We start from the raw sequence: 23789 nt of genomic DNA, 5'->3' as shown, positions 1-23789 counted from the left end.
CTGAGGTGAGTAGAGGGGATCTACTTGACCTCGGCCCGCAGGACCGCGCGCAGGCCGAGGGCCAGCGGGATCCAGAGCCAGAACAGCGTGGTGACCGCGAGCTGGGTCCACTGCTCGGTGGTCGTCGTCCCGTCGAAGAGCGGGATCATCGCGTAATTGACGTCGACCCAGGGCTGGAGCTTCTCGAACCACTCCTGGAAGGCGGCCAGGGCGCCGAGCGCGCCGGGCAGCACCAGGGCGTAGACGAAGTAGCCGACGATCGCGCCGGCGGAGCTGCGGAACAGCGCGCCGAGGGTGAAGCCGATCAGCATGCCGAGGACGTTGGCGAGCACGATCTGCGCGAACTGGGCGACGCTGATGTTCCAGACCGGGTCCAAGCCGGTGATCGCCGAGCCGACGAGGTTGCCGAGCGCGCCGACGGCGAGCGACAGGGCCATCGAGGCGACGCCGATGCCCAGGATGACGAGCACCTTCGCGGTGATCACCCGGCCGCGCCACGGCACGAGGGTGTAGGTCGTGAGTCCGGTGCGCTGGCTGTACTCGCTGGTGACGGACAGGATCGCGATGATCGGGAGGATCACCGACATCGGCATGCCCATCGCGGTGGCGAAGGTCTCGAGGGTGATCGCCTCGTCGGGCGCCCAGATGATCACCGCGGCAGTGGCGAGCACCGAGACGATGCCGACGCTCGCCATCAGCCAGAAGCCGGCGCGGGTGTCGAACATCTTGCGGAGCTCGACCGTGGCGAGGCGGCTGGTCGGGATGGGTCGTACGACGCGGGCCGGGGCGGGCGCGTCCGTCGTCGTACGAGGCAGGGTGGCGGTGGTGGTCATGCTGCTGCTCCTTCACGGGCGGTCTCGGCGGTGAGCTCGAGGAACATCTCCTCCAGGCCCGCGCCGTCGGCGGGGCGCAGCTCGCGCAGGACCACGCCGGCGCGGTGGGCGGTCTCGCCCACGAGCTCGGGATCGGCGTCGACGCGGAGGCCGCCGTCGACGGGACTGGTGACGACGGCCGCCTCGTGCAGGGCACGGGCGAGCCGGTCGTGCTGGGTGGGGTCCGCGGTGCGGACTAGGGTGCCGGCCGCGGCCAGCAGCTCGGACTTGCTGCCCTGGGCCACGATCCGGCCCCGGCCGATGACGACGAGGTCGTCGGCGATGACCTCGATCTCGTGCAGCAGGTGCGAGGAGAGCAGCACGGTGCCGCCGTCGTCGGCGAAGCCGCGCAGCAGGTCACGCATCCAACGGATGCCGGCGGGGTCGAGGCCATTGGCGGGCTCGTCGAGGACGAGCACCTCCGGGTCACCGATGAGGGCGGTGGCGATGCCCAGGCGCTGGCGCATGCCGAGGGAGTAGTCGCGGACGCGGCGCCCGGCCTCGTCCTCGGTGAGGCCGACCCGGTCGAGGGTCTCGGGGACGCGCGCCTTGGGAAGACCCATGGTGTGCTGCGCGATGGCGAGGATCTCGCGGCCCGTGCGGCCGGCGTGCTGCGCGGAGGCGTCCAGCAGGACGCCGACCTCGAGGCCGGGGTTGACGAGCTCGCGGTAGTCGCGGCCGGTGATGGTGACGCGGCCGGAGGTGGCCCGGGTCAGGCCGACCATGACGCGCATGGTGGTGGACTTGCCGGCACCGTTGGGGCCGAGGAAGCCGGTGACCCGGCCCGTCTCGGCGGTGAAGGACACGTGGTCGACGGCCGTGAAGGGGCCGTAGTGCTTGGTGAGGGACTCGACGCTGATCATGGGCCAACCCTCCCGGCGGGTGGGCCTCGCACGCATCGGGGAGAGGGCCGGACCGGGCCCTGAGAACCACCCTGAGACATCCCTCATGACGCCCTCCCTCCCGCGGGGGAGGTGCAGGGGAGAGGGATTGGGACTCACTTGGGACAATGGCCTGGTGAGCCAGCCCATCGCGACGCGTCCGCCCCAGGTCACCCTGGCGTCGGGCATCGTCATCTTCTCCTCGTTCATCGTGCTGCTCACCGCCTGGGAGCGGGTCTCGACGCTCGGCTCGCTCGAGACCCAGGAGGCGATCCGCGACTTCCTCGGCGAGGCGCCGTTCTCCTCGCTCGGCCTCGACGTCAACAGCACCACGCAGGCACTGCGCATCTCCTGCCTCGTCGCCGCGGCCGGCGCGTGCGCGACGGCGATCCTGGGCTGGTACGTCCGCAAGCCCGACCGCGGAGCCCGCCTCGGCCTCTCCCTCTTCGCGGTCCCCGTGTTCGTGACCGGCCTGCCCGCCGGCGGGCTGGCGGGGTCGTTCGTCGCCGCCGGTGCCGCGATGCTGTGGATGATGCCGGCCCGGGAGTGGTTCGCCACGGGGCGGTGGACGCCGCCCGCCCCCGCTCCGAAGGCCGAGGCGCCGACCCGGAGCGAGCGGCCCACCCTGCCCCCGCCTCCGCCCGGCCAGCCGCCCGTCCCGCCACCAGCCCAGCCGCCCGTCCCGCCGCCGGCCCAGCCCTACGGTCGGCCCTTCGGGACCCCGCCGACCGCTGCACCGCAGGCGCCGCCGACGCCGTGGCAGCCGACGGAGCTCCACACCCGACCCGGGGCCATGGTCGCCGCCTTCGTCCTCACGGTCGTGATGGCCGGCGGCCTGCTCGCGATGTCCCTCCTCTGGGTGGCGATCGCCGCACTCTCGCCGGAGTTCCTCAGGAGCGTGCTGGAGCAGCAGCAGCCCGACATGTTCGACGACGGCCTGACCTTCGAGCAGCTGCGGCAGACGGTCCTGGCCTACGCGAGCGGGTTCATCGTGTGGTGCGTGGTCGCCCTGGCCCTCGCCGGCTTCGCGATGGCGCGCCGCGACTGGGCCCGCCGCGGCCTGATGGCCATCGCGGCGTTCAGCGCCGTGGGATGCCTCGTCTTCGTGACCGACACGCCCCTCGTCCTGATCCCCGCCGCGGCCGCCGTGGCGACGGTGGTCTGCCTGCGCCGGGTCGAGGTCCGGCGCTGGTTCTCGCCCGAGCCGCACCGCCCCGCACAACCGCCGACGTGGTGAGATAGCGGCATGAGCGAGCGCAGCGACGAGCCTGGCCCGACCCACACGCCCTACGGCCAGCCCGACCCCTACGGCCAGGGGAACCCCTACGGCCAGCAGCCCGGGCAGCCCTACCCCTACGGCCAGCAGCCCTACGGCGCTGCGCCCCAGGCGGCGGGCGACCGGCGCCCGGGCACCGTCACCGCAGCGGCCTGGATCACCATCGTCTTCTCGGCGATCACGGCCGTGATCTTCGGCCTCACGGGCCTGGCCCTCCTCGTCGCGCGCGATCAGGTGATCACGGAGATGGAGAGGGTCCCGGAGTTCCAGGACGCCAACATCGATGCCGACGCCGCAGTGGGCGTGCTCGTGGCCGTCATGGTCGGCCTGGTCGTCTGGTCGCTCGTCGCGATCGTCCTCGGGGTGCTGGTGCTGCGCCGGTCCAACGTCGCGCGCATCCTGCTCGTCATCTCGTGCGCCGCGGTCGCCGTCCTGTCGCTCCTCTCCGTGGCCAGCGGCGCGACGGTCGTGCCGCTCGTCGCGGCGATCGCGACGATCGTGCTGCTCTTCACCGGCGGCGCGTCCGACTGGTTCAAGGGCGTGCCGTCCTACCCGGGCGGCCCGACCGGCTACCCCGCACAGCCCTACGGCAGTGCGTACGGCGTGCAGCCGGGCCAGGACGCCCCACAGCCCCCGGCCGCCGACAACCCCTACGGCCAGAGCCCCTACGGCCAGGACCCCTACGGCCAGGACCCCTACGGCCAGCAGCCGCCGTCCGCGGGGGAGAACCCGTACGGTCAGCAGCCGCCGAGCGAGGGCGACTCCGACCACCCGCCGCGGGACTACCCGGGTCGCTGACCCGGGCGGGCAGGTCCAGCGGCCAGGCTCAGCGCGCGAGGTCGGCGGCGGCGAGTCGTCGTACGCCCTCGCGGATGACGTCGGGCTCCTTGCAGAACGCCCAGCGCACCAGCTGGCGCCCGGCCTCGGCGTCGTCGTAGAACCCCTGGGTGGGGATCGCGACCACGCCGGCGCGCTCGGGGAGGGCCAGGCAGAAGTGGCGCCCGTCGGCCCAGCCGAGGTGGGAGACGTCCGTCGTGGCGAAGTAGGTGCCCTCGGGCACCCGCGGCGTCAGGCCGGCCGCGGCGAGGCCGTCGCAGAGCAGGTCGCGCCGGGTCTGCAGGTCCTTCGCGAGGGCCCGGGGCCAGTCGGGCTCGTGGTCGAGCGCGTGCGCGACGGCGGGCTGCAACGGCGACCCCGAGGTGAAGGTGAGCCACTGCTTGGCGGCCAGCACGGCCTGCACGAGAGGTGCGGGACCGGTCGCCCAGCCGACCTTCCAGCCGGTGAACGAGTAGCTCTTGCCCGCGCTGGAGAGGGTGAGGGTGCGCTCCCACATGCCCGGGAGGGTCGCGATCGGGACGTGGCCCTCCGCCGACCGCGCGTCGTCGAAGACGAGGTGCTCGTAGACCTCGTCGGTCACCACGACGACGTCGTGCTCGATCGCCAGGTCGGCCACGACCTGGAGCTCCTCGCGGGTCAGCACCGTGCCGGTGGGGTTGTGCGGGGTGTTGAGGAGGACGAGCCGGGTCCGGGACGTGATGGCCGCGCGCAGCTCGTCGAGGTCGGGCCGGAAGCCCGGCGCCCGCAGCGTCACCGGGCGGCGTACGGCGCCACACATCGTCAGCATCGCGACGTAGGAGTCGTAGTAGGGCTCGAGGACGACCACCTCGTCGCCCGGGTCGACGAGGCCGAGCAGGGCGGCGGCGATCGCCTCGGTGCACCCGGTGGTCACGACGACCTCGCGATCGGGGTCGACCTCGAGGTCGTAGTGGCGCTGCTGGTGACGCGCGACGGCCTGGCGCAGGGCGGGTACGCCGATGCCGGGGGCGTACTGGTTGGCGCCCGCGTGTAGCGCCTCCACGGCCGCGGCGATCACCGACGGCGGCCCGTCGACGTCGGGGAAGCCTTGCCCGAGGTTGAGCGCGCCCGTGCGCAGCGCGAGGGCCGACATCTCCGAGAACACGGTGGGCGGGATGTCGGCCAGGCGGCGGGCGGTCATGCCCTCGAATGTAGCGAGGGTGGGAGCACCTGTCGGGGTCGCAGCCCCTGGGGACGGTCCGGCTGGCTAGGGTGCCGGACGTGACCACCGACGACGCCCTCGCCCGCGACATCGACGCGACCTGCCGCCTCACCGGGGAGTTCGTCCTCCGGTCCGGGCAGGTCGCCGACACCTACTTCGACAAGTACCTCTTCGAGGCGCAGCCGGCCCTCCTCGACCGGGTGGCCACGCAGATGCTCGACCTGCTGCCCGAGGGCACCGAGCTGCTCGGCGGGCTCGAGCTGGGCGGCATCCCGATCGCGACGATGGTGTCGGCCAAGACCGGCCTGCCGGCGCTCTTCGTGCGCAAGAAGGCGAAGGAGTACGGCACCGCCAAGCTCGCGGAGGGTCCGGACGTCGCCGGTCGCCGGATCACCATCATCGAGGACGTGATCACCACGGGCGGCGCGGTGCGCGACGCCACCCGCGCCCTGCGCGAGCTCGGCGCGGTCGTCGAGGTCGTGGTGTGCGCGATCGACCGCTCACCCGAGGGGGAGAACCCGCTCGCCGACGTCGAGCTCGAGGTCAGGTCGGTGCTGACGCGCGCCCAGCTCGACGCCGTGCACGCCTGAGCGATCGCTGACGGTCAGTCGACGTCGCGGCCGGTGATGTCGCGGTCCGGGCCGCCGTCCTGCTGGCCGATCTCGGCGCCGGGCGCGTTGGTGCGCTTGTGGCGCCACCACTCGATGGCGATGGGGATCACCGAGAAGGCGACGATCACGATGATCAGCTTGTCGATGCTCTCGGCCAGCGTCGGGAACGCGTCACCCAGGAAGTAGCCGAGGACGGTCACGATGACCACCCACAGCACGGCGCCGACGAGGCTCCACAGGAAGAACCGGTGCCGCTCCATCCGGGTCACGCCCGCGACGACGGTGATGTAGGTCCGCACGAACGGGACGAACCGGCCGATGACCAGCGCCTTGTTGCCGTGGCGGTCGAAGAACGCGGTGGTCTGGTCGAAGTACTTGCGCTTGATGATCCTGCCGTCGCGCTCGTAGAGCGGTGGCCCGATCTTGCGGCCGATCTCGTAGCCGACCACGTTGCCCAGGAACGCCGCGATCGTCAGGGCCGCGATCGCGATCAGCAGCTCCACGAAGGGCGGGCCGGGGAACAGGTCGAGCTGCCCGGTCGCGATGAAGAGGCCGAGCGCGAAGAGCAGCGTGTCGCCCGGCAGGATCGGGAAGAAGAGGCCGCACTCGATGAAGACGATGATGATGCTGATCCAGAACAGCTCCGCGCCGAACCGGTCGAGCAGCCAGTTGGGGTCCATCCAGTCGATGCCCAGGAGCATCGGGGCCACCAGCGAGTGGGCCAGGCCCGGGACGTCCCACAGTGCGCTCACGCGCGCCACCCTAACCAGCGGCCCCCAACGCGGCCGCGCCTAGGGTGCTCGCATGCACGACGAGGAGCGGGCCCCCTACGACCCGATGCCGCACGGGCCGCCGGAGGTCGGGCTGGGCCCGTGGGAGGGACCGTGGCCCGAGGGTGAGCAGTGGGATCCGGTGCTGCTCCGGGAGGGCGACCGGCGCAACGTGGTCGACCGCTACCGCTACTGGACGATGGAGGCGATCGTCGCCGACCTCGACACCCGGCGCCACGGCTTCCACGTCGCGATCGAGAACTGGCAGCACGACTTCAACATCGGCACGATCGTGCGCACCGCCAACGCCTTCCTCGCCGCCGAGGTGCACATCGTCGGCAACCGCCGGTGGAACCGCCGTGGCGCGATGGTGACCGACCGCTACCAGCACGTGCGCCACCACGCCGACGCGGCCGCGCTGGCGGCGTACCTCCACTCCCTCGACCCTCCCGTGCGACTGCTCGGGATCGACAACCTCCCCGGCTCGCTGCACCTCGAGACCATGGACCTGCCCGAGCGCGTGTGCTTCCTGTTCGGGCAGGAGGGCCCGGGGCTGTCGGAGTCCGCGCGCGAGGTCTGCGACGGCACCTTCTCGATCGCGCAGTTCGGCTCGACGCGCTCCATCAACGCCAGCTCCGCGGCCGCGATCGCGATGCACAGCTGGGTGAGGGCGTACGCCGACCTCTCGGGCGAGGACGCCTGGCGGGGGTGAGGGCCGGCGGTTGACTGACCGTGCGTCACCTGTGCTGCTGGGGCGCCAGCACCGCCTCGAGCGCCGCCAGGCCTCGGCTGCTGTGGCTCTTGACCGTGCCCTCGTTGATGCCGAGCTCGGCAGCGGTCTCGCGCACCGACAGCCCGAGCCAGTGGCGCAGCACGACCACCTTGCGCTGCTGCTCCGGCAGCGCCTGGAGCGCCGCGAAGAGGGCCGAGCGCTCCTCCACCTGGGACGGCTCCGTCGCGTGCTCGGGCACCGCGTCGGTCGGACGCTCGCGTCGCCAGGGTCGGCGGGACTCGTCGATGTTGGCCCGCACCATGATCTGGCGGCAGTACGCCTCCTCGTTGCCCTCGTGCCGGATGCGGGGCCACGCGACGTAGAGCTTGGTGAGCGCGGTCTGCAGCAGGTCGTCGGCGCGGTGCCAGTCGCCGCACAGGGCGTAGGCGATGCGGCGCAGGTGGGTCTGGCGCGCGGCGACGAAGTCCGAGAAGGCAGCGTCGTGCTTCACCGCATGCCTCCCTCGTCGGCCTTGTCGGCCATGAAGGCGACGAACTCGTCGAGCGTCTCGACTCCCGGGGCCTTCGACGCCGCGACGGTCGTCACGGCGACCTGGTCGGGGAGGCCCACGGCGAGGACGAACCACCGATGCCCCTGCCACTGCAGCAGTGCGACCGCCGAGGGGCCGTCGCCGGTGCCGTACCTCGGGAGGTCGGGACCAGCCCTCTGGTCGAGGACCACGACGCTGGGAGCTGTCGCCGTGACCGTGCCGTCCGCTGCGAGCTTCACCAGGCGGACGCCGGGGCTGCCGGTCTGCACGGCCACCTGGTCGGCCAGCCACTGGTCGAACGTGAGCCAACCGGAATCGGTGTCCAGGGACCAGGTGGACGCGGCGCCTCCCTGGCTGAGCAGCATCCACGTCGTCCGGCCCTCGGAGCGCAGGACGAGCCCGAGGGACTCGTCCCCGGGCACGGGGTCCTCGACCCGCTCCACCACCTCGACGCCCGCAGCCGGGTCGAGCGCGCCGCCGTGCCAGGTGACCAGCCCGCCTCCCATGCCGGGGACCTCGTCGGCCGGCACGGAGGTCATCCCACCGGTCGCCACCTCGGCGCGGACGAAGGCGTCGAAGGAGTCGGCGAAGCCGTCCTCGGGACGCGAGGACGACATGCTGCTCCCACCCTTGTCCCACTCCAGCACCAGCCACCAGCGCGAGCCCGCGAAGGAGATGTCGAGGGCCGCCGACTCGGTGTCCTTGCCCGGGTAGAGGGCGTCGCGCCGCTCGTGGACGACGGCGCCCGGCCGGATCTCCAGGCCTCCGGGCAGAGCCCGCGCCGGCGGCTCGCCCTTGCGCCACGGGCGGGATGTCGCCGGCTCGGGGTCGCTGACCGGCGAGGAGGGGCTGGCCGTCGCGCTCGGCTCGGTGGCCACGGGTGCCCGGTCGCTGCGAGGTGCGTCTCCGGGCGCCAGCGCCCACGTGGTGCCGACCACGATGGCCGCGGCGACCCCTGCCGCGGAGACCGCGGCACGGCGACGACGTACGGCAGCGTGCCCGACTGCGACGTAGTGCCCGACCGGGACGTCGTCGCCGGTGCCGAACGAGCTGTCGAGCTCGTGCTGCCAGTCGATGTCGGTGCTCATGCTGCGTTCCCCCTGCGGGTGAGTGTTCCACCTCGGGAGACGGACCGGCCCCGCGTGCGGTTGTCACAGGTTGAGACGGACATCGCGGCAGGGAGCGACTCGTCGGTAGCCACTAGGGTTGGCAGCGCCTGTACGACCGCTTCCGAGGAGAACCCGATGCCCATCGCCACCCCCGAGGTGTACGCGCAGATGCTGGACGCCGCGAAGGAGAAGTCCTTCGCCTACCCGGCCATCAACGTGTCCTCGTCCCAGACCCTCAACGCAGCGCTGAAGGGCTTCGCCGACGCCGGCTCCGACGGCATCATCCAGATCTCGACCGGCGGTGCGGAGTACCTCTCCGGCCCGTCCGTGAAGGACATGGTCACCGGCTCGGTCGCCTTCGCGGCCTACGCCGTCGAGGTCGCGAAGAACTACCCCGTCAACATCGCGCTGCACACCGACCACTGCCCCAAGGACAAGCTCGACGGCTTCGTCCGGCCGCTGCTCGACATCTCCGCCGAGCGCGTCGCGCGCGGCGAGGCCCCGCTCTTCCAGTCGCACATGTGGGACGGCTCGGCCGTGCCGCTGGAGGAGAACCTCCAGATCGCCGAGGAGCTGCTCGCCAAGTGCGCCGCGGCCCACATCATCCTCGAGATCGAGGTCGGCGTCGTCGGCGGCGAGGAGGACGGTGTCGCCAACGAGATCAACGACCAGCTCTACACCACTCCCGAGGACGCCATCGCCACGGTGAAGGCCCTCGGTTCCGGGGAGAAGGGCCGCTACATGACCGCCCTGACCTTCGGCAACGTGCACGGCGTCTACAAGCCCGGCAACGTCAAGCTGCGCCCGGAGATCCTCAAGACCGCCCAGGAGGCCGCGGCCTCCGAGCTGGGTCTCGGCAGCGACGCGCGGCCCTTCGACCTGGTCTTCCACGGCGGCTCCGGCTCGACCGCGCAGGAGATCAGCGACGCCGTCGACTTCGGCGTGGTGAAGATGAACGTCGACACCGACACCCAGTACGCCTTCACCCGCCCGGTCGTGTCCCACATGTTCGCCAACTACGACGGCGTGCTGAAGGTCGACGGCGAGGTCGGCAACAAGAAGCTCTACGACCCCCGCGCCTGGGGCAAGGCGGCCGAGGCCGGCATGGCCGCGCGCATCGTCGAGGCCTGCCAGAACCTCCGCTCCGCGGGCACGTCGCTGGCCGGCTGAGCCTCGCGCCGGACGCGACGACGCCCGCTCCCCGACGTACGGGGGAGCGGGCGTCGTGCGGTCGCGGGCTGCTGGGTCAGCCGTTCCAGCGGCGCGTGCACTCCTTGAGGTCCACGCTGACCTGCTGGCCGCGGTCCACGATCACCGGCACGGTCTGCAGGACGCGGCCGTCGCGCTCGCAGGTGAGCGTCCAGGCCTCGACCAGGGGTGCCGTGGTCTGCTCGGTGGCGTCGTACAGCCCGGCGGTGAGGGTGTAGGTCGGTGACACGGAGGCGAAGTTGATCACCCGCAGCACGTAGGTCCCCGGGGTGGGCGCGTTGATCGTCGCCCGCTCCTTCTCGCCGATGAAGTTGCCCGAGCCGCCCACCTCGGTGAGCGAGCCGTCGGCGTTCTTCCGGTAGACCTCGAGGTCGAGGTCGTCCGGGGTCGGCCAGTCGAGGTCGACCTGCAGGATCTCCTGGTCGGCCTCGGTGACCACCAGCTCGTGGTCGACCGACGAGCCGGGGGCTGCCGTGCCGGTGAAGGTCTCCGAGCGGGTCGGCTCCTCCTCGAGGAGCTTCACGAGCCGGGACTGGACGGCCGGGCGGGTCGACTGGTTGACGTCCCACGTGAAGGTGCGTCCGCTCGTGACCATCGTGGTGTCGAGGGAGTCGGTGAAGTCGTCTTCCGGGCTCCAGGTGGGGGTCGAGAACGTCTTGCGCAACCGCAGCGTGGCGCCGGTCGGTGCCTTGCCCGAGATCACGGCGTGGCTGCCACGGTTGATCGCCTCCTCGAAGGCGATGAGGTAGGCCTCGCGGTTGCCCTTGCCGGCGTACTCCCCGGCGCCGAGGTACTCGTCGACCACCTGGGCGAACGGCGGGTGGAACTCGTCCGGTCCGATCTCGAAGGTGTAGCCGTAGCCGCCGGTCGCGTTGTAGGACCAGTCCTCGGTGGTGCCGGTGGTGTCGTAGAGCTCCCACCCGTGGATGTTGGCGTAGCCGTTCTGCGCGGTCATGTCGGCACCGAGGTCCTTCATCGCCTGCTCGTCGGGCGCGTCGCCGACCGGCAGCCCGTCCGGACCGATGGTCGTCGGGTTCACCCCGTTGGGGCGCAGGACGAGGTTGGAGAAGGTGTGGTTGGAGATCATCATCGTGACCTGACGCTTCGAGATCAGGTCCCGCACGTTGCGGGTCTCGGGCTCGGAGAACGGCTCGGCGCCACGGTAGGTCGGATCCGCGCCCATGTCGCTCGCTCCCGGGCCGCCCCAGAGGCCGCCGTAGTTGCGGTTGAGGTCGGTGCCGATCAGGTAGCCGCCGGGGCTGGTGGCGCTGAAGGCGGCGCACGTGCCGTCCGGGGTGTCCTGGCCGTCGACGACGCGGCAGTTCTTGCGCTTGTAGGCGTTGCCGGGCGTGCCCAGGATCGAGGCGGTGCCGCCCCCGTCGGCCTCACGCAGGTCGACGAGCTGGCCGTCGGTGTGGGACAGGTGGAAGCCGTCGGCGTTGACGACGGGAACGACCACCATGCGACCTCGCTCGAGGAGGGTGCTGATCCGCGGGTCGCCGGACCGCGCGCCGTTGACCAGGTCGATCGCGAACTCCATCGCATGCTCGCCCGAGGGCCACTCGCGGGCGTGGTGCAGGCCGAACATGGCGAAGGTCGGGCGGCCGTCGCGCGCGCCGACGTTCTTCGCGATCTCGACACCGAGCACGGTGCGCCCGTCCAGGGTCTTCTCGGGGAGCGTGAGGAGCTTGACCAGGCCGGGGTTGGCGTCGGCCAACGCCTTCATCTCCGTGTTGTAGTCGGCCAGGCTGCGGTAGGAGTCACGCCCCGAGGGGAGGGCGGTGCGCAGGCGGGTGGCTGCGAAGAGGTCGTCGAGCCGGTTGATCTCCGCCTCGCGGCGCAGCAGGTCGGCGATGCGTACGTCGTACGTGAAGCCCGCCGCGCGGAGGACGTCTCGCTCCTGCGCCGTGTGCAGCACCACCTCGACGTAGTCGTGGCCGGCGTGCTCGGTGAGGTCGAGCCCCAACGTCTGCAGCCGCGACTTGTCGGCGCGGGTCGGCGTGTCGACGGTGACGAGCTGCGGGGCGAAGGCCTCGGCCACGGCAGCGACGCCGCCCTGGGCGGCGGTCGGCACGGTCAGGGCAGCTCCTGCCAGGGCCAGGGCAGCGAGGGCCGTGCCGTTGCGGATGATGGACGAGCGATGGCGCATGGACGTTCCTCCCGGGGGTGAGGCGTGGCGGATCCCACCACTTCCCTGTCAACGCCCGACCCGTGTCCCAGGTCACGCCCACGCCGAACGCCCGGCCGCGGACATCGGGCCCCCGCGTCGTGCAACGGGCGGTGCGTGAGGGGGATGGACCTCCTCACGCACCGCCCGTCGCGGTGTCGTACGACCTAGCGTGCCGGTGCGTTGCCCGGGATGTCGTCCGGGTCGCCGTAGGGGTCACCGTGGTGCGAGTGCTCCGCGAGGTCCTTCTGCACCCGCGGGTCGTCCGCGTCGGCGAAGTAGTCGAACGGGATCGTCTCGTCCGTGCCGTTGGAGACCTTCAGGGCGTTGAGGATCGCGGTCACCACGACGGCGATCACGACGTTGAGCACGAACGCCGTGACGGCGATGTAGCCCATCTCCTCGATGCCGGGGATGAGGGCCGTCGAGCCGCCGAAGTGCTTGCCGGTGACCGGGTTGACGACCTGGTAGGCCCCGATCGTGCCGTAGACGATGCCGGCGGCCCAGCCGAGCAGCAGGCCGTAGCGGTGGAACCACCGCGTGAACAGGCTGAACACCACGGCGGGGAAGGTCTGCATGATCCAGATGCCGCCGAGGAGCTGGAAGTTGATCGCGTTCTGCTTGTCGAGCGTCAGCACGAAGACCAGCGCGAACGCCTTCACCAGCAGCGACATCAGCTTGGAGACCTTCGCCTCCTGGGCCGGGGTCGCGGCCTTGTTGATCCACTCCTTGTAGATGTTGCGGCTGAAGGTGTTGGCCGCGGCGATCGACATGATCGCGGCCGGCACGAGCGCGCCGATCGCGATCGCGGCGAAGGCCACGCCGGCGAACCACGACGGGAACATGTCCTCGAACAGCTGCGGGATGACCAGCTGCGCGTTGGGCTCGCCGTCCAGGCCGATCGGCTGCGTCCCGGCTGCGATGGCGACCCACCCGAGCAGGGCCAGCAGGCCGAGCACGAAGGAGTACGCCGGCAGGATCGAGGCGTTGCGGCGGATCGTGTTGCGCGAGTTGGACGACAGCGACGCGGTCACCGAGTGGGGGTACATGAACAGCGCCATCGCCGAGCCGAGCGCCAGGGTGGCGTACGCCCAGAAGGCACCCGAGCCGGGGACGAACGACGCCGAGGGCTTGCCGCCGGCCTCGACGGCCGCCGCGTTGGTGGCGTCCATCTTGTCCTGCGCCGCACCGAAGATCGCGTCCCAGCCGCCGACCTGGCTGGGCAGGTAGACGATCGCCACGATGATGACGAGGTAGATGAGGATGTCCTTGACGAAGGCGATCACCGCCGGCGCGCGGAGGCCGCTGGAGTAGGTGTAGGCCGCGAGCACCGCGAAGGCGATGAAGAGGGGCGCGTCCTTGGCGAGGATGTTGTCGCCGCCGCCGAGCCCGGCCACCTCGAGCACCGCCTGGATGCCGACGAGCTGGAGCGCGATGTAGGGCATCGTGGCCACGAAGCCGGTGATGGCCACCGCGAGCGACAGTGTGCGGTCGTCGTACCTGCCGCGGACGAAGTCGGCCGTGGTGACGTAGCCGTGGCGGTGGCTCACCGACCACAGCCGCGCCATGAAGATGAAGATGATCGGGTAGAGGATGATCGTGTAGGGCACGGCGAAGAAGCCCGCCACCGCACCGGTCGCGAACATCGCCGCCGGCACCGCGACGAAGGTGTACGCCGTGTAGAGGTCGCCGCCGAGCAGGAACCACGTGATCCACGTGCCGAACGTGCGACCACCGAGGCCCCACTCCTCCAGCGACTCCATCGACTCCGCGCGCTTGAACCGGCTGGCCATGAAGCCCGCCACGGTGACGAGGAGGAACAGCGCGATCAGCACCGCGAGGGCGACGCCGTTGACGCCGCCGGTGTCGGCGGCCATCACAGTGACCTGCGGGGTCATCGGTCCTCACCCACCTTGTGCGTGGTCTTGCCGCGGGCGGAGAGCGTCAGCCGGTAGGCCGTGTAGGTCAGGGCCGAGCAGATGAAGACCCAGAGGAACTGGTACCAGAAGAAGAAGGGGAAGCCGAGCAGCGTCGGCTCGACCTTGGCGTAGTGCGGCACCCAGAGGAGCACGAGGATCGGGATCGCGAGCAGGACGGCGGCCAGCGTCATCTTGCCCTTGTCGGTCGGGGGTGGTCCTTGCTCAGGACGCGACGGGGTAGGGGGGTTCCCGGAGCTCATGCTGTCTAGCCCACCACGACGTGACCGGCGTCACGCTCACCCCCGAGGCCGTGCTGCGGCGAACGGTCGGTCTGACGCGATGGACGGTCAGGACGCCGAGGTCAGGGCCACGGCTAGGACGTGCTTGCATGGCCCGCGGCCGGCGGCGTGGCTCTCCGCCCACGGGCACGTGCAGGCGAGCTCGCCGTCCCTCCAGCCCACCGTGTGCTGGATGCCCGTCCCGCGGACCTGCCACGTCCCGGGATCGGAGGGGTGTACGCCGCCCGACCCGGCGAGGTCGTGGGCGTGGCGCAGGCGCGGGTTGCGGCGAACCACCTGCTCGGCGTCGATCGGCAGCTCACGGTGGAACCACGCGCCTTCTGCGAGGTCGTGGCCCAGCCGGCCTGATGCGGCGAGCCAGGCCAGGCCGGCGGTGACCTCGTCGTGCGCTCGTCCCGTCGCCGCGGCAAGGCGCTGCGGGTCGACGACGGGATCCCAGCCCAGGTTGGCGAGGAGCGCGCGGCCGTGCGTCTCGCTGCTCCGGTCGGCCAGCCTGAGCAACAGCCCGCCCTCGCCGGAGAAGCCGCGGAACGGGTGGGCGGTGAGCACCAGCGTGAGTCGCGCACCGGGAAGCGTGAGGACCCACGCCGTCGCACCGTGGGGGTCGCTGTGGAGGGTCAGCGACGAGGCGAAGCGCAGGACCCGGTCCATCCCGCGTAGGCGGGTGGTACCGGGGACGGCGATGCTGCCGGGCAACGCGCGCGGGAGGAGGCGGAGCCCGCCCGCGGAAGGCACGACGTGGACGGTCGGACCAGGCGTGCCGGCCCGAGGGAGGTCGCGCGCGAAGCGGCCGACCGCTCCACCCGTGAGCTCGGCACGGACCGTCATGGCCGCGCTGATGTAAGGAACCTCGGCCAGCCCGCGCACCCACCGGTCGGGCAGGTCGACCTTCCGCTCGACGTGCAGGTCGTCGGGGGTGCTGGCGCGCACCTCGTCGGGCCCGACCGTGAGGTGGAGCAGGGTGGCGCCGCCCATGCGGGCGAGTGCGGTCCGGAGCGGTTGGTTGATGTCCACGTTGGTGGTGCCGAAGCCGACGTCACCCTCGGCGATGCCGCCGGGCAGCAGGTCGAGACGCGCGTGCACGGAGTTGCAGCCGGAGAACGACTCGAAGCGCATCCGGTCGCCGCTCACCGTCACGACGGGGTCGAGGTTCGCCAGCCGTTTCGCCTGACCGAAGTCGGCGTACGTCGTTGCCGCCACGTCGGCGACCGCCAGTAGCCCGGCAGCCAGGACCTCGGGGCGCGCCGGGAAGCCGGTGAAGAAGACCGGGCGCTCGACGAGACCGGCAGGTGTCAGCGCGCTGGCGGTCTCCAGGCTCAGCCATCGCCCTGATGGTCCGTCGACCAGCGCGGACGCCGCGCCGTAGCCGCTCACGCGTCCGCCAGCCACGACGGGACTGCGTCGGCCGGGACGTGGTGTGCGTAGCGCCGCAGCACTGCCTGCAGCGCGTCGATCTCCTCCGGGGGCTCCGGGCGCCTCAGCCCTGCCTCGACCACTGCGACGGCGACCGGCCACAGCCCGCGCAGTGCGCCGCGGAGGAACGCGTGCTCCCAGCCCACCCCGTCGCCGATGACGGTCGCGCCCGCATCCCACTCAGCAGTCGCAGTTGCCGCGGCCACCGCCGGGTCGAGGCGTCCTTGGCGCATGAGGCGAACGAGCGAGGCGAAGTCGACTGCCGTGTAGTCGGGGGGCATGGTGGCCAGGGCGGCGAGCACCGTGCGCCAGCCGGGGACGTCGAGGGTGCCCCCGACGTCTGCCAAGGTCTCGCTCGAGGAGGTCACGCGAAGGCCGTTCCTGAGCCATACGTCGGGACGGCCGGGCAGGCGCCAGATGTCGTTGTGGCGGTAGTGCGGCAGGTCTGGAACGGGGCGCCGGGACAGGGCGGGGAGGGAGTCCCACGACCACGGCGACTCGGCGCGGAAGGTGCGCAGACCGTACGCGTCCGGGCCGGGCCGGCAGCGCAGCCCACCAGCTCCCACCCACGCCCGCACCATCTCCGCCGCGTCCATCTCGTGGTCGCCGGACGCTGCGGTGAGTGCGGGATCGGTGTGCACGGACGGGGGCACCCGCGCGGCGTTCGCGGGAGAGGTGGGCCGCAGGCGGGCGAGCGCGAGCCGGAGGTCGACCGGTCCGACCGTCCGCGCCCGGGAGAGCCGGTCGAGGAGTGCGTCGAGGCCGAGCGTCCCGTCGACCCGGTCGGGGGTGCTGAGCACCTGCCCGCCCCGCTCGCCACAGAGCAGCACCTCACAGGCGTGCAGGAACTCGAGGAACTGGTCGTCGTCACTCCACCACGCAGGCATCACCGGGGGATCCACCCGGAGCCCGTCCCTGACCGACCACCGGTGGTAGGCGTCGTGGTGGACCCGCCACTCGTGGGACTTGCCGGACACCGTCTCGACGTCCTCGACCATGCGCCAGTAGGTGGTGAGGTCCAGCCGTCCCGACGCCCAGAGCGCTACGGCCTCCGCCACCGGCCAGGACGGGCACGCCACGTCCTCGACCAGGCGTGCCCGCACCACGTCGACACCGTGCACGGGGAGGAGGTCGACGATCTCCTCGAGCGCGAGGCAGCGCAGGACCCGATGGCGCGTGTCCGGCTGGTGCGAGTGGTGCCCCCAGCCGGCCGACACTCGTCGGCCCACCGAGTCCAGGTCCCGCTTCGGCGGGAACGCCAGTCCCTGCGGTGGGCGCTCGGTGGTCTCGTCCCACAGTGCCAGGTCGACCTCGTCCGGTTCGACCCCATCGATGGGGGCGTCGACGAGGCGCACGAGCCGGGCGGCCTCCCGCGAGGCCTTCGTGTTGCCGCTCGCGATCTCCACCAGCCGCGAGGGAAGGCGGACCGGGCGCGGCGGCTCCGCGGCGTACGACGACAGCAGCCCCAGCAGGCGCTCGAGGCCCGGGCGGGGCCGACCTGTGGCTGCGAGGCCAGCGGTCGCGAGCGCGGCGGGCCACACGAGCCGCATCGCCCCTCCGAGGAACAAGGACTCGAACAGGACCGCGCTGCGGACCGGGCTGAGACGCCCTTCCGCAGTCAGCTCGTGAGCAATGCCCACGAGGCCCGCGGTGGTCAGGTCGCCACGGGCCAGCGCGTCCAGCACCCGCTCGGTCGCCTGCGACTGCTCCCAGCTCTTGTCCTTCGCGCGCATGTGCTGCTTGACGATGTCGCGGAGGGGGACCCCGGGGTGGACGGGTCGGTGCTCCTCGAGGCGCGGGGGCGTCAGGTCCCAGAGGCCGAGGGGCTCCGGAGCGGCGTCCACCGGCTCCGGGGTCGGTACGACGCCGAGCGCGGCACGTGCCTTGTCGTACCTGGGCCGGTCGGAGACGTCCTCTCCGGCGGCCAGCACGTCGATCGCCTCCAGCAGGGCTTGCGACGAGACCCGTTGGCCGAGGCGGGTCGGCGTGAGGGCGGCGAGGAGTGACCGGCGCAGGCCCTTCTCCGATCGCGGCGCCAGGACGCGTGCCAGCTCGACGGCACCGGCGTCCTGGTCCACCAGGTCGATCGCGACCGCGAGGACGACGCCGGCAGCCGACCCGTGGCAGCTCGAGAGCACGCTCGTGAGGTAGTCGAGACCGCCAGGCACCTCCTCCGCACGCAGCTCCAGCGCGGTGAGGACCCCGGCGAGCGCCTTCTGAGAGGACGGCTTCTGCCCGGCAGTGAGCTGCTCGAGCGCGACCGCCAGGGTGCGGCCCCGGTCGATGAGCCCCTTCTCCACCAGCGTGGGCAGGACGGCACCGAAGCCGGTCCAGGTGCCCACCTCGCCCGAGGCGAGCTGGAGGTAGACGACGTCGGGGAGGAGCGGATCGGCGAGGAGCGGCTCGAGGGTCGGCGAACGGTCCTTGGCCCATCTCGAGGGGTTGGCGTGGCTCGCAAGCTCCCTGATCCAGACGCTGTGGAAGGTGCGGCCGGTCGGCACGGGCAGGCGGTGCGCCACGACCACCGCTCGGAGCAGGAGTGCCACCTTGCCGGCTCCGCGCGCGGAGGGCTTGACGGCGTCCGCCGCGCTGGCGAATGCCTGCGCCCACGCCCGATCGCGCGTCGTGAATGCAGGGACCAGCTCGCGGACCTGCTCATCCGTCAGGAAGGTGCCCTCGGCCGCCAGGACCTTCGCTGCCGCGACGGGGGCGCCCAGCCGGCCCCACGTGGTCAGGCGGGCCAGCCGCATCCGCTGGGCGCGGGCGTAGTGGTCCGGGTCTCTCGGGTCGCCCAGGTCGTCCGGCCACGGATACCCGTCGAGGTCGTGCGTCGCCGCCACCCAGCGTCGCGCCGCCGTGAGGTCTGCTCCGGTGAGCGAGTCGAGGTGGCCGTGCAGCGCCGCCAGGTCCCCGGCGACCACCAGCTCGCGCAAGCGTGCGCCGACGTCGTGCGTTTCCCCCGTCACACAGGGAAGCCTAGGCGGCTCCCCACGGTGCGCGCGATGGAATCAGCCGGTCGGGCTGCGCCGACGGTGGCGGCGTACGTCTGCCGCCAGCGGTGCAGCCGCGGCCGCGAGGAGCACGAGAGCGAGCGGCAGGACGGTGGCGAAGCCGAACTCCAGGTAGCCGATGGCTCCGAGGACGCCGCCTCCGAAGAACAGACCGACCAGGAGGCCCAGAATGCCGAGCTTCCGCGGATCGGGGACCACCGGCGGCAGGCCCGCTGTGCGCGAGACGTAGGCCAGCTTGCCGAGCTCGATCCCGATGTCAGTGATCATCCCCGTGACGTGGGTGGTGCGGATCTGGGCGCCCGAGATCTTGGTGATGATCGCGTTCTGCATGCCCATCGTGAAGCACAGCACCGCCACGAAGGCGAGGTCACGGTGTCGCCAGGCGAACTTCTCCGCCAGGAGGCCGAACAGCAGGACCAGGAGCGCCTCGAGCACCAGCACGTTGGCGTACCTGCCGCGCAGCTCGCGCCGGCGGCCCCAGTTGAACAGCACCGCGCAGGCCGCGGCGCCCGCCACGAACGTGGCGATGCCCAGCAGCCCTGTCACGACGATCGCACTACCCCCGAGGACCAGGTGGTCGGCGACGGAGGCGGTCAGGCCCGTCATGTGCGAGGTGTAGGCCGAGACCGCCACGAAGCCGACGGAGTTGAGCACTCCAGCGTTGAGCGCGAGCAGTGCAGCGAGCTGCACGTTGTGGCGCGGGGACCGCACCGGGCCCGCAACGGTCAGGAGGTACTCCCGGACCCGACGCACCGCGCTGTCCTGTCCGCGAGACGCGCGGCTCAGCCCAGCAGCTCGTCGGCAGCCGCGGCGCTGGAGTCGCGCAGGAAGGTCGAGCAGCGCTCCCACTCCGCAGTCTCGCCGATCGCGCGGGCCGCGAGGGCGAGCAGGGCGAGCGAGCGGAGGAAGCCGCGGTTGGGCTCGTGCTCCCACGGCACCGGGCCGTGGCCCTTCCAGCCGTTGCGGCGCAGCCGGTCGAGCGAGCGGTGGTAGCCCACGCGGGCGTAGGCGTAGACCGTCACGTCGTCGGCGCCGGAGTCCTGCGCCTGCGCGGCGAGCGCCGCCCAGGCGGCCGGGGACTCCGGGTGACGGCGTACGACGGCCGCGGGCGCGTCACCGCCGGCGAGCTCGGCGTCAGCAGGGTCGGCGGGGAGGTGGGTGGGCGGGGGACCGGCCATCAGGTCAACGTGGGACATGGCGTCAGCCTGTCACGTCGACCCGACAGACTGCTCCCATGGGCGAGACCTTCACGACCGAGATCCAGGCTCGATTCCGCGACATCAACCTCGCCGGTCACGTCGACAACGTCGAGGCGGTGCGCGTGCTCGACGAGGCGCGCTACGAGTTCCTGCGCTTCGCCCACCTGCCGGGGCTCCCCGACGGTGCGACCGGCCTGCTCCACGGCCTCGACGACGGCGTCTCCGAGCTCGTCGCGTCCCAGACCATCGAGTACCACTCGGAGATGCGGTTCGTGCCCTACCAGCCGTTCCTCGCCTCGCTGTGGGTGACGCGGATCGGTCGCTCCTCCTTCACCGTGGCCGCCGAGCTCCGCGTCGAGGCCGGTGGTGGCCCCGCCGCGCTCTGGGAGTGCGTGAACGTGCTCTGGGACCACACGGCACAGGCCGCCTGGCCGATCAGCGACGCCGTGCGCGCCGACCTCCAGCGCTACGCCGGGGAGCCGGCTCAGATGCGCCGCTGAGCCGAGCGGTCGGTGCCCACACCTCGACTCGAGCGGACATATGGCCGCTCGAGCAGCGTCGTACCGGGCGGCCAGCGACCACATGGGTGTCCCAGTCGCCTCTTCGCCGTCAGGCGGCTGACGCGAGGCCCGGCGTCCACAAGTCCGCGGGACGCCGGCGTGGGTGCGCATCGGCGAACCTCTGCAGGTGGGCTGGGAGCTCACTGCCGAACCGTGCCTCGGTCACGGCGTACTCCTTGCGCAGCCGCTGCTGGGCCCTCTCGCGGCCGGCGCCGAAGCAGTCCGCCCATACGATCTGCGATGCGCCCAACCCCTCGGCGCAGATGTCTGTCTGCCTGGCCTGCTGCTTCCACAGGACCTCTTCGGGGGGCTCGTCGGCCACGCCGCCCGCGCTGACCGGGATCAGCTTGAGCTTGCCGTGGCACTCGAAGATGTGGCAGCCCACACGAAGGTCGCACCAGACGATGCGTCCACCCGCGATCCGTACCGCGAACTGGGTCTCGACCTCGCCGAGCCCCAACGAGGCGACGAGCTCGCGCCCCAAGGTCTCGAGGACGGACTCGGCGCCCGGGTCGGAGTCGCTGACCGCCGCCCGAGCACGCGCCACGTGGGGATGACGAGCCATCCGCGAGAGCTCGGCATCGAGATCGCTCAGAGGCACGCCCATGTGGCGGACCGAGTCGATGGCCACCAGTCCGTGGCGGTAGCCGTGCCAGCGTGCGATGTCGACAGCGGTGCGCGCGTAGGACGTGACGAGGAGGTCGTCGGCCCTCTCGATGCACAACGGCAGGAGATCACGGTGGCGCGTCACGCCGCCGTTCGTCCGGCTCCCGGTCGGGCCCAGGATCGTGAGGTGGGTCGACTGGGTCGGCGGGTCCAGCGTGTCGATCCGGAGCAGTCTGGCCGCCGAGTCGTGGCTCAAGGTCGCGGGGCGCTCGCTGCTCAGCACGGCGGCGCGGTCCTTGATGATCCAGCGTTCTCGCGTGTCGAGCTGGTCCAGGTCGAGTCGTTGGCAGTAGACGCCGTGCCGCACGACCGCCCAGATCCCGCCCGGCCGCGTCAGTGTCTTGATCTCCCGGTCGGTGTAGCCCGCGACGAGGGCTTGCCTGCGACTGAACACGCCGCCTTGCGCGGCCGCTGCTGCTGCGAGTGCTGGTCTCATGCAGGCACGATGCGACGGCTCTGGTGGGAGGCGCGACCGTGCGCCGGCGACGTATGTGGACAGGTAGCGAATGGGGAAGGCTGTGGATGACTCGTGGTCATGCCCGGGAGAGGGTGAAGCTGCCGTGACGCACTGGGTGCGCGAAATGGAGGCTGGGCGCGCGGTACGTCGCCACCCGAGCGGCCATATGTCCGCTCGAGTGGGCCCCCAGGAGCTGAGTCAGGCGCCGAGGAGCTGGCGCACCTTCTCCGGCCCGAGGGCGAGCACGAGCGTGGGCAGGCGGGGACCGCGGTCGGCGGAGACGAGGAGGTTGTAGAGCAGGCGGAAGAAGTCCTTCTGGTCGGCCTTCACCTCGTCGGTCGGCGCGTCCTCGAAGCCGAGGCCGCGGGCGACCTTGGGCACGCCGTAGACAACCGACGTCACGGCGTCGAGGTCGGGCTCCGAGGGAAGCCGGTCGAGGAAGATCCGCAGCCACAGCTCCTCGTCCTCCGACAGGGAGGCCAGCCGCTCGGTGTCGGGCGTCTCGCGGACCGTGGTGCGCTCGTCGGCGGGCACGTGCTCAGCCGTCCACTGCATCGCCTTGGACAGCCGCGGCTCGAGGTCGGCGACCGAGTCGTGGGGGAAGCCCGAGGACTCGATGATGCGCGAGATGAGCTCGGCCGAGCCGGCGGTCACGTCGGCGACCGACGACAGGGTGCGGAACGGGACCGCGACCGCGGGCGTGGGCAGCCGGCCTGCGGACGCCGTCTCGGAGGCGCGGTGCCAGGCCAGCGTCGCGACGTCGGCCTTGTCCGGGTCGCCGGCCTTGCGACCCAACGCGTCCCACTCGTCGTACAGCCGCACCACGGCGGGGCCGAAGTCGATGTCGAAGGCCTGCGTGGGCGCGCGACGGACGTAGAGCCAGCGCAGCATCGGGGACTCGAGGACCCGCAGCGCGTCGGCCGCGGTGGGCACGCCGCCGGCCGAGGACGACATCTTCTGCACGCCGGCGAAGCCGACGAAGGCGTAGATCACCCGGGCCGGTGCGCGCCAGTCGAAGATCGACGACACGATCTCGGTGCCGACGGTGTACGACGACCCGGGCGTCATGTGGTCGCGACCGGCCGGCTCGAAGTTCACCGACTCGTAGGCCCACCGCATCGGCCAGTCGACCTTCCAGACGAGCTTGCCGTCGGTGTCGGTCGAGAGGTCGGTCGTGCCCTCGAACCCGCAGGAGGAGCAGGTGTAGGACAGCGTCGTGGTGGCCTCGTCGTACGCCGTGGTGGTGACGGTGTCGCGGCCGCACTCCCGGCAGTACGGCCGGTAGGGGAAGCGGGCGATCGCGTCGGCGGAGGAGGCCGCGGACGGGTCGCCCTCCTCGTCGTCCTCGTTGGCGACCGAGTCCGCCAGGTCGGCGGCCTCCTGCTCCGAGGCGCCCTCGGCCGGCGCGACCTTCTTGGTGCGGTGCTTGGCCAGCACCGCCTCGATCTCGTCGCGGCGGGAGACGGCGAGCAGCACCTGGTCGCGGTAGGCGCCGGAGGTGTACATCTGCGCCTGGGAGATCTCCTCCATCTCGACGCCCAGCTCGCGCAGCGACTCCTGCAGCGGAGCCTTGAAGTGCTCGGCCCAGCTGGCGTGGCACTCCCAGGGGTCGGGCACGGCGCTCAAGGGGCGCCCGATGTGGTCCGCCCACTCGGCGGGCACCCCGGCCGGCACCTTGCGGAAGCGGTCGAAGTCGTCCCACGAGTGCAGGTGCCGCACAGGGACGCCCCGACGCCGCAGCTCCTCGGCGACGAAGTGCGGGGTGATGAACTCGCGCAGGTTGCCCAGGTGGATCGGACCGCTGGGGGAGGCGCCGGAGGCGACGGTGACCAGGTTGCCCTCGCCGGCGTGGCGTACGGCGTCGTCCGCCGCCCGCGTCACCCAGTCGACGGGATTGCCCTGCTGTCCACCTCGCGCCATGCGGCACAGGTTAACGGGGGCGCTGCGGGCGCCGGGGACGGGGGAAATGGACCGGCGCCGGAGCCGTCCCCCGCGGCGGCTCCGACGCCCTCACCCGGGATGGCGTTGCACACCGAGCCGACGTGGTCACCCCCGCGCCCACGTGGCTCACCCGAGTGGTCGGCAGCATTG

21 protein-coding genes are annotated in these 23789 nt (G+C 71.9%); 6 read left to right on the top strand and 15 right to left on the bottom strand.

Annotated features, from left to right (window positions below):
• Positions 1-20 precede the first annotated feature (20 nt).
• Complete coding sequence (locus tag ACS3YM_RS15635; protein WP_439937351.1) at positions 21-833, bottom strand: ABC transporter permease; 813 nt, start codon at positions 831-833, stop codon at positions 21-23.
• Positions 830-1735, bottom strand: a complete 906-nt coding sequence (locus tag ACS3YM_RS15630; RefSeq protein WP_439937350.1) for an ABC transporter ATP-binding protein — start codon at positions 1733-1735, stop codon at positions 830-832. Before ACS3YM_RS15630 ends, ACS3YM_RS15635 begins: the two co-directional genes overlap by 4 nt.
• A gap of 154 nt (positions 1736-1889) precedes the next feature.
• Between ACS3YM_RS15630 and ACS3YM_RS15625 the strand changes: the two genes are divergently transcribed.
• Positions 1890-2990, top strand: coding sequence for a hypothetical protein (locus tag ACS3YM_RS15625; protein ID WP_439937349.1), 1101 nt, complete (start codon positions 1890-1892; stop codon positions 2988-2990).
• A gap of 9 nt (positions 2991-2999) precedes the next feature.
• On the top strand, positions 3000-3827 hold the full coding sequence (locus tag ACS3YM_RS15620; protein WP_439937348.1) for a hypothetical protein: 828 nt from the start codon (positions 3000-3002) through the stop codon (positions 3825-3827).
• 28 nt (positions 3828-3855) lie between these two features.
• Here the strand turns inward: ACS3YM_RS15620 and ACS3YM_RS15615 are convergent, their stop codons facing one another.
• The gene (locus ACS3YM_RS15615; RefSeq protein WP_439937347.1) at positions 3856-5025 is read right to left on the bottom strand and encodes a pyridoxal phosphate-dependent aminotransferase; all 1170 of its coding nucleotides are present in this window, start codon (positions 5023-5025) and stop codon (positions 3856-3858) included.
• A gap of 80 nt (positions 5026-5105) precedes the next feature.
• Between ACS3YM_RS15615 and pyrE the strand changes: the two genes are divergently transcribed.
• The gene (gene pyrE / locus ACS3YM_RS15610) at positions 5106-5636 is read left to right on the top strand and encodes an orotate phosphoribosyltransferase (protein ID WP_439937346.1); all 531 of its coding nucleotides are present in this window, start codon (positions 5106-5108) and stop codon (positions 5634-5636) included.
• 14 nt (positions 5637-5650) lie between these two features.
• On the opposite strand, the gene ACS3YM_RS15605 is transcribed toward pyrE, so the two are convergent.
• Positions 5651-6409: a DedA family protein gene (locus ACS3YM_RS15605; RefSeq protein WP_439937345.1), complete on the bottom strand. Its 759-nt coding sequence runs from the start codon at positions 6407-6409 to the stop codon at positions 5651-5653.
• A gap of 52 nt (positions 6410-6461) precedes the next feature.
• Between ACS3YM_RS15605 and ACS3YM_RS15600 the strand changes: the two genes are divergently transcribed.
• Positions 6462-7139 (top strand): TrmH family RNA methyltransferase, encoded by a 678-nt coding sequence (locus tag ACS3YM_RS15600; RefSeq protein ID WP_439937344.1) that lies wholly within the window; start codon positions 6462-6464, stop codon positions 7137-7139.
• Positions 7140-7164: 25 nt separating this feature from the next.
• Here the strand turns inward: ACS3YM_RS15600 and ACS3YM_RS15595 are convergent, their stop codons facing one another.
• A complete protein-coding gene (locus ACS3YM_RS15595; RefSeq protein WP_439937343.1) occupies positions 7165-7650 on the bottom strand; it encodes a SigE family RNA polymerase sigma factor in 486 nt (161 codons plus the stop codon).
• A complete protein-coding gene (locus ACS3YM_RS15590; RefSeq protein ID WP_439937342.1) occupies positions 7647-8777 on the bottom strand; it encodes a hypothetical protein in 1131 nt (376 codons plus the stop codon). The genes ACS3YM_RS15595 and ACS3YM_RS15590 overlap by 4 nt, the downstream gene beginning before the upstream one ends.
• A gap of 156 nt (positions 8778-8933) precedes the next feature.
• Here ACS3YM_RS15590 and fbaA point away from each other — a divergent pair, with 156 nt between their 5' ends.
• A complete protein-coding gene (fbaA, locus tag ACS3YM_RS15585) occupies positions 8934-9968 on the top strand; it encodes a class II fructose-bisphosphate aldolase (protein WP_439937341.1) in 1035 nt (344 codons plus the stop codon).
• Positions 9969-10044: 76 nt separating this feature from the next.
• Here fbaA and ACS3YM_RS15580 read toward each other — a convergent pair whose 3' ends face one another.
• The 7 genes from ACS3YM_RS15580 to ACS3YM_RS15550 all read right to left on the bottom strand — a co-directional run bounded on the left by ACS3YM_RS15580 (position 10045) and on the right by ACS3YM_RS15550 (position 20012).
• Positions 10045-12156 (bottom strand): M14 family zinc carboxypeptidase, encoded by a 2112-nt coding sequence (locus ACS3YM_RS15580; RefSeq protein WP_439937340.1) that lies wholly within the window; start codon positions 12154-12156, stop codon positions 10045-10047.
• Positions 12157-12341: 185 nt separating this feature from the next.
• Positions 12342-14072: a monocarboxylate uptake permease MctP gene (gene mctP, locus ACS3YM_RS15575; protein WP_439937339.1), complete on the bottom strand. Its 1731-nt coding sequence runs from the start codon at positions 14070-14072 to the stop codon at positions 12342-12344.
• Positions 14069-14284, bottom strand: a complete 216-nt coding sequence (locus ACS3YM_RS15570) for a DUF3311 domain-containing protein (RefSeq protein WP_439937338.1) — start codon at positions 14282-14284, stop codon at positions 14069-14071. The genes mctP and ACS3YM_RS15570 overlap by 4 nt, the downstream gene beginning before the upstream one ends.
• Positions 14285-14440: 156 nt before the next feature.
• Entirely contained in the window at positions 14441-15781 is a 1341-nt protein-coding gene (locus ACS3YM_RS15565) for an SWIM zinc finger family protein (RefSeq protein ID WP_439937337.1), read from the bottom strand.
• Complete coding sequence (locus ACS3YM_RS15560; protein WP_439937335.1) at positions 15763-18771, bottom strand: hypothetical protein; 3009 nt, start codon at positions 18769-18771, stop codon at positions 15763-15765. Before ACS3YM_RS15560 ends, ACS3YM_RS15565 begins: the two co-directional genes overlap by 19 nt.
• Before the next feature lie 42 nt (positions 18772-18813).
• Positions 18814-19569, bottom strand: a complete 756-nt coding sequence (locus ACS3YM_RS15555; protein ID WP_439937334.1) for a YoaK family protein — start codon at positions 19567-19569, stop codon at positions 18814-18816.
• A gap of 29 nt (positions 19570-19598) precedes the next feature.
• Positions 19599-20012, bottom strand: coding sequence for a DUF3151 domain-containing protein (locus ACS3YM_RS15550; RefSeq protein ID WP_439937333.1), 414 nt, complete (start codon positions 20010-20012; stop codon positions 19599-19601).
• 38 nt (positions 20013-20050) lie between these two features.
• On the opposite strand from ACS3YM_RS15550, the gene ACS3YM_RS15545 reads away from it, so the two are divergent.
• On the top strand, positions 20051-20515 hold the full coding sequence (locus ACS3YM_RS15545; protein WP_439937332.1) for an acyl-CoA thioesterase: 465 nt from the start codon (positions 20051-20053) through the stop codon (positions 20513-20515).
• Between the two features lie 109 nt (positions 20516-20624).
• On the opposite strand, the gene ACS3YM_RS15540 is transcribed toward ACS3YM_RS15545, so the two are convergent.
• Both ACS3YM_RS15540 and lysS read right to left on the bottom strand, forming a co-directional pair.
• A complete protein-coding gene (locus ACS3YM_RS15540) occupies positions 20625-21677 on the bottom strand; it encodes a hypothetical protein (RefSeq protein ID WP_439937331.1) in 1053 nt (350 codons plus the stop codon).
• Positions 21678-21896: 219 nt separating this feature from the next.
• Positions 21897-23618 (bottom strand): lysine--tRNA ligase, encoded by a 1722-nt coding sequence (gene lysS, locus ACS3YM_RS15535; RefSeq protein ID WP_439937330.1) that lies wholly within the window; start codon positions 23616-23618, stop codon positions 21897-21899.
• Positions 23619-23789 lie beyond the last annotated feature (171 nt).

The sequence above is a fragment of the Nocardioides sp. N13(2025) genome, assembly GCF_051912545.1.
Taxonomy (GTDB): domain Bacteria; phylum Actinomycetota; class Actinomycetes; order Propionibacteriales; family Nocardioidaceae; genus Nocardioides.
This window is presented reverse-complemented; position numbering and strand designations above follow the sequence as displayed.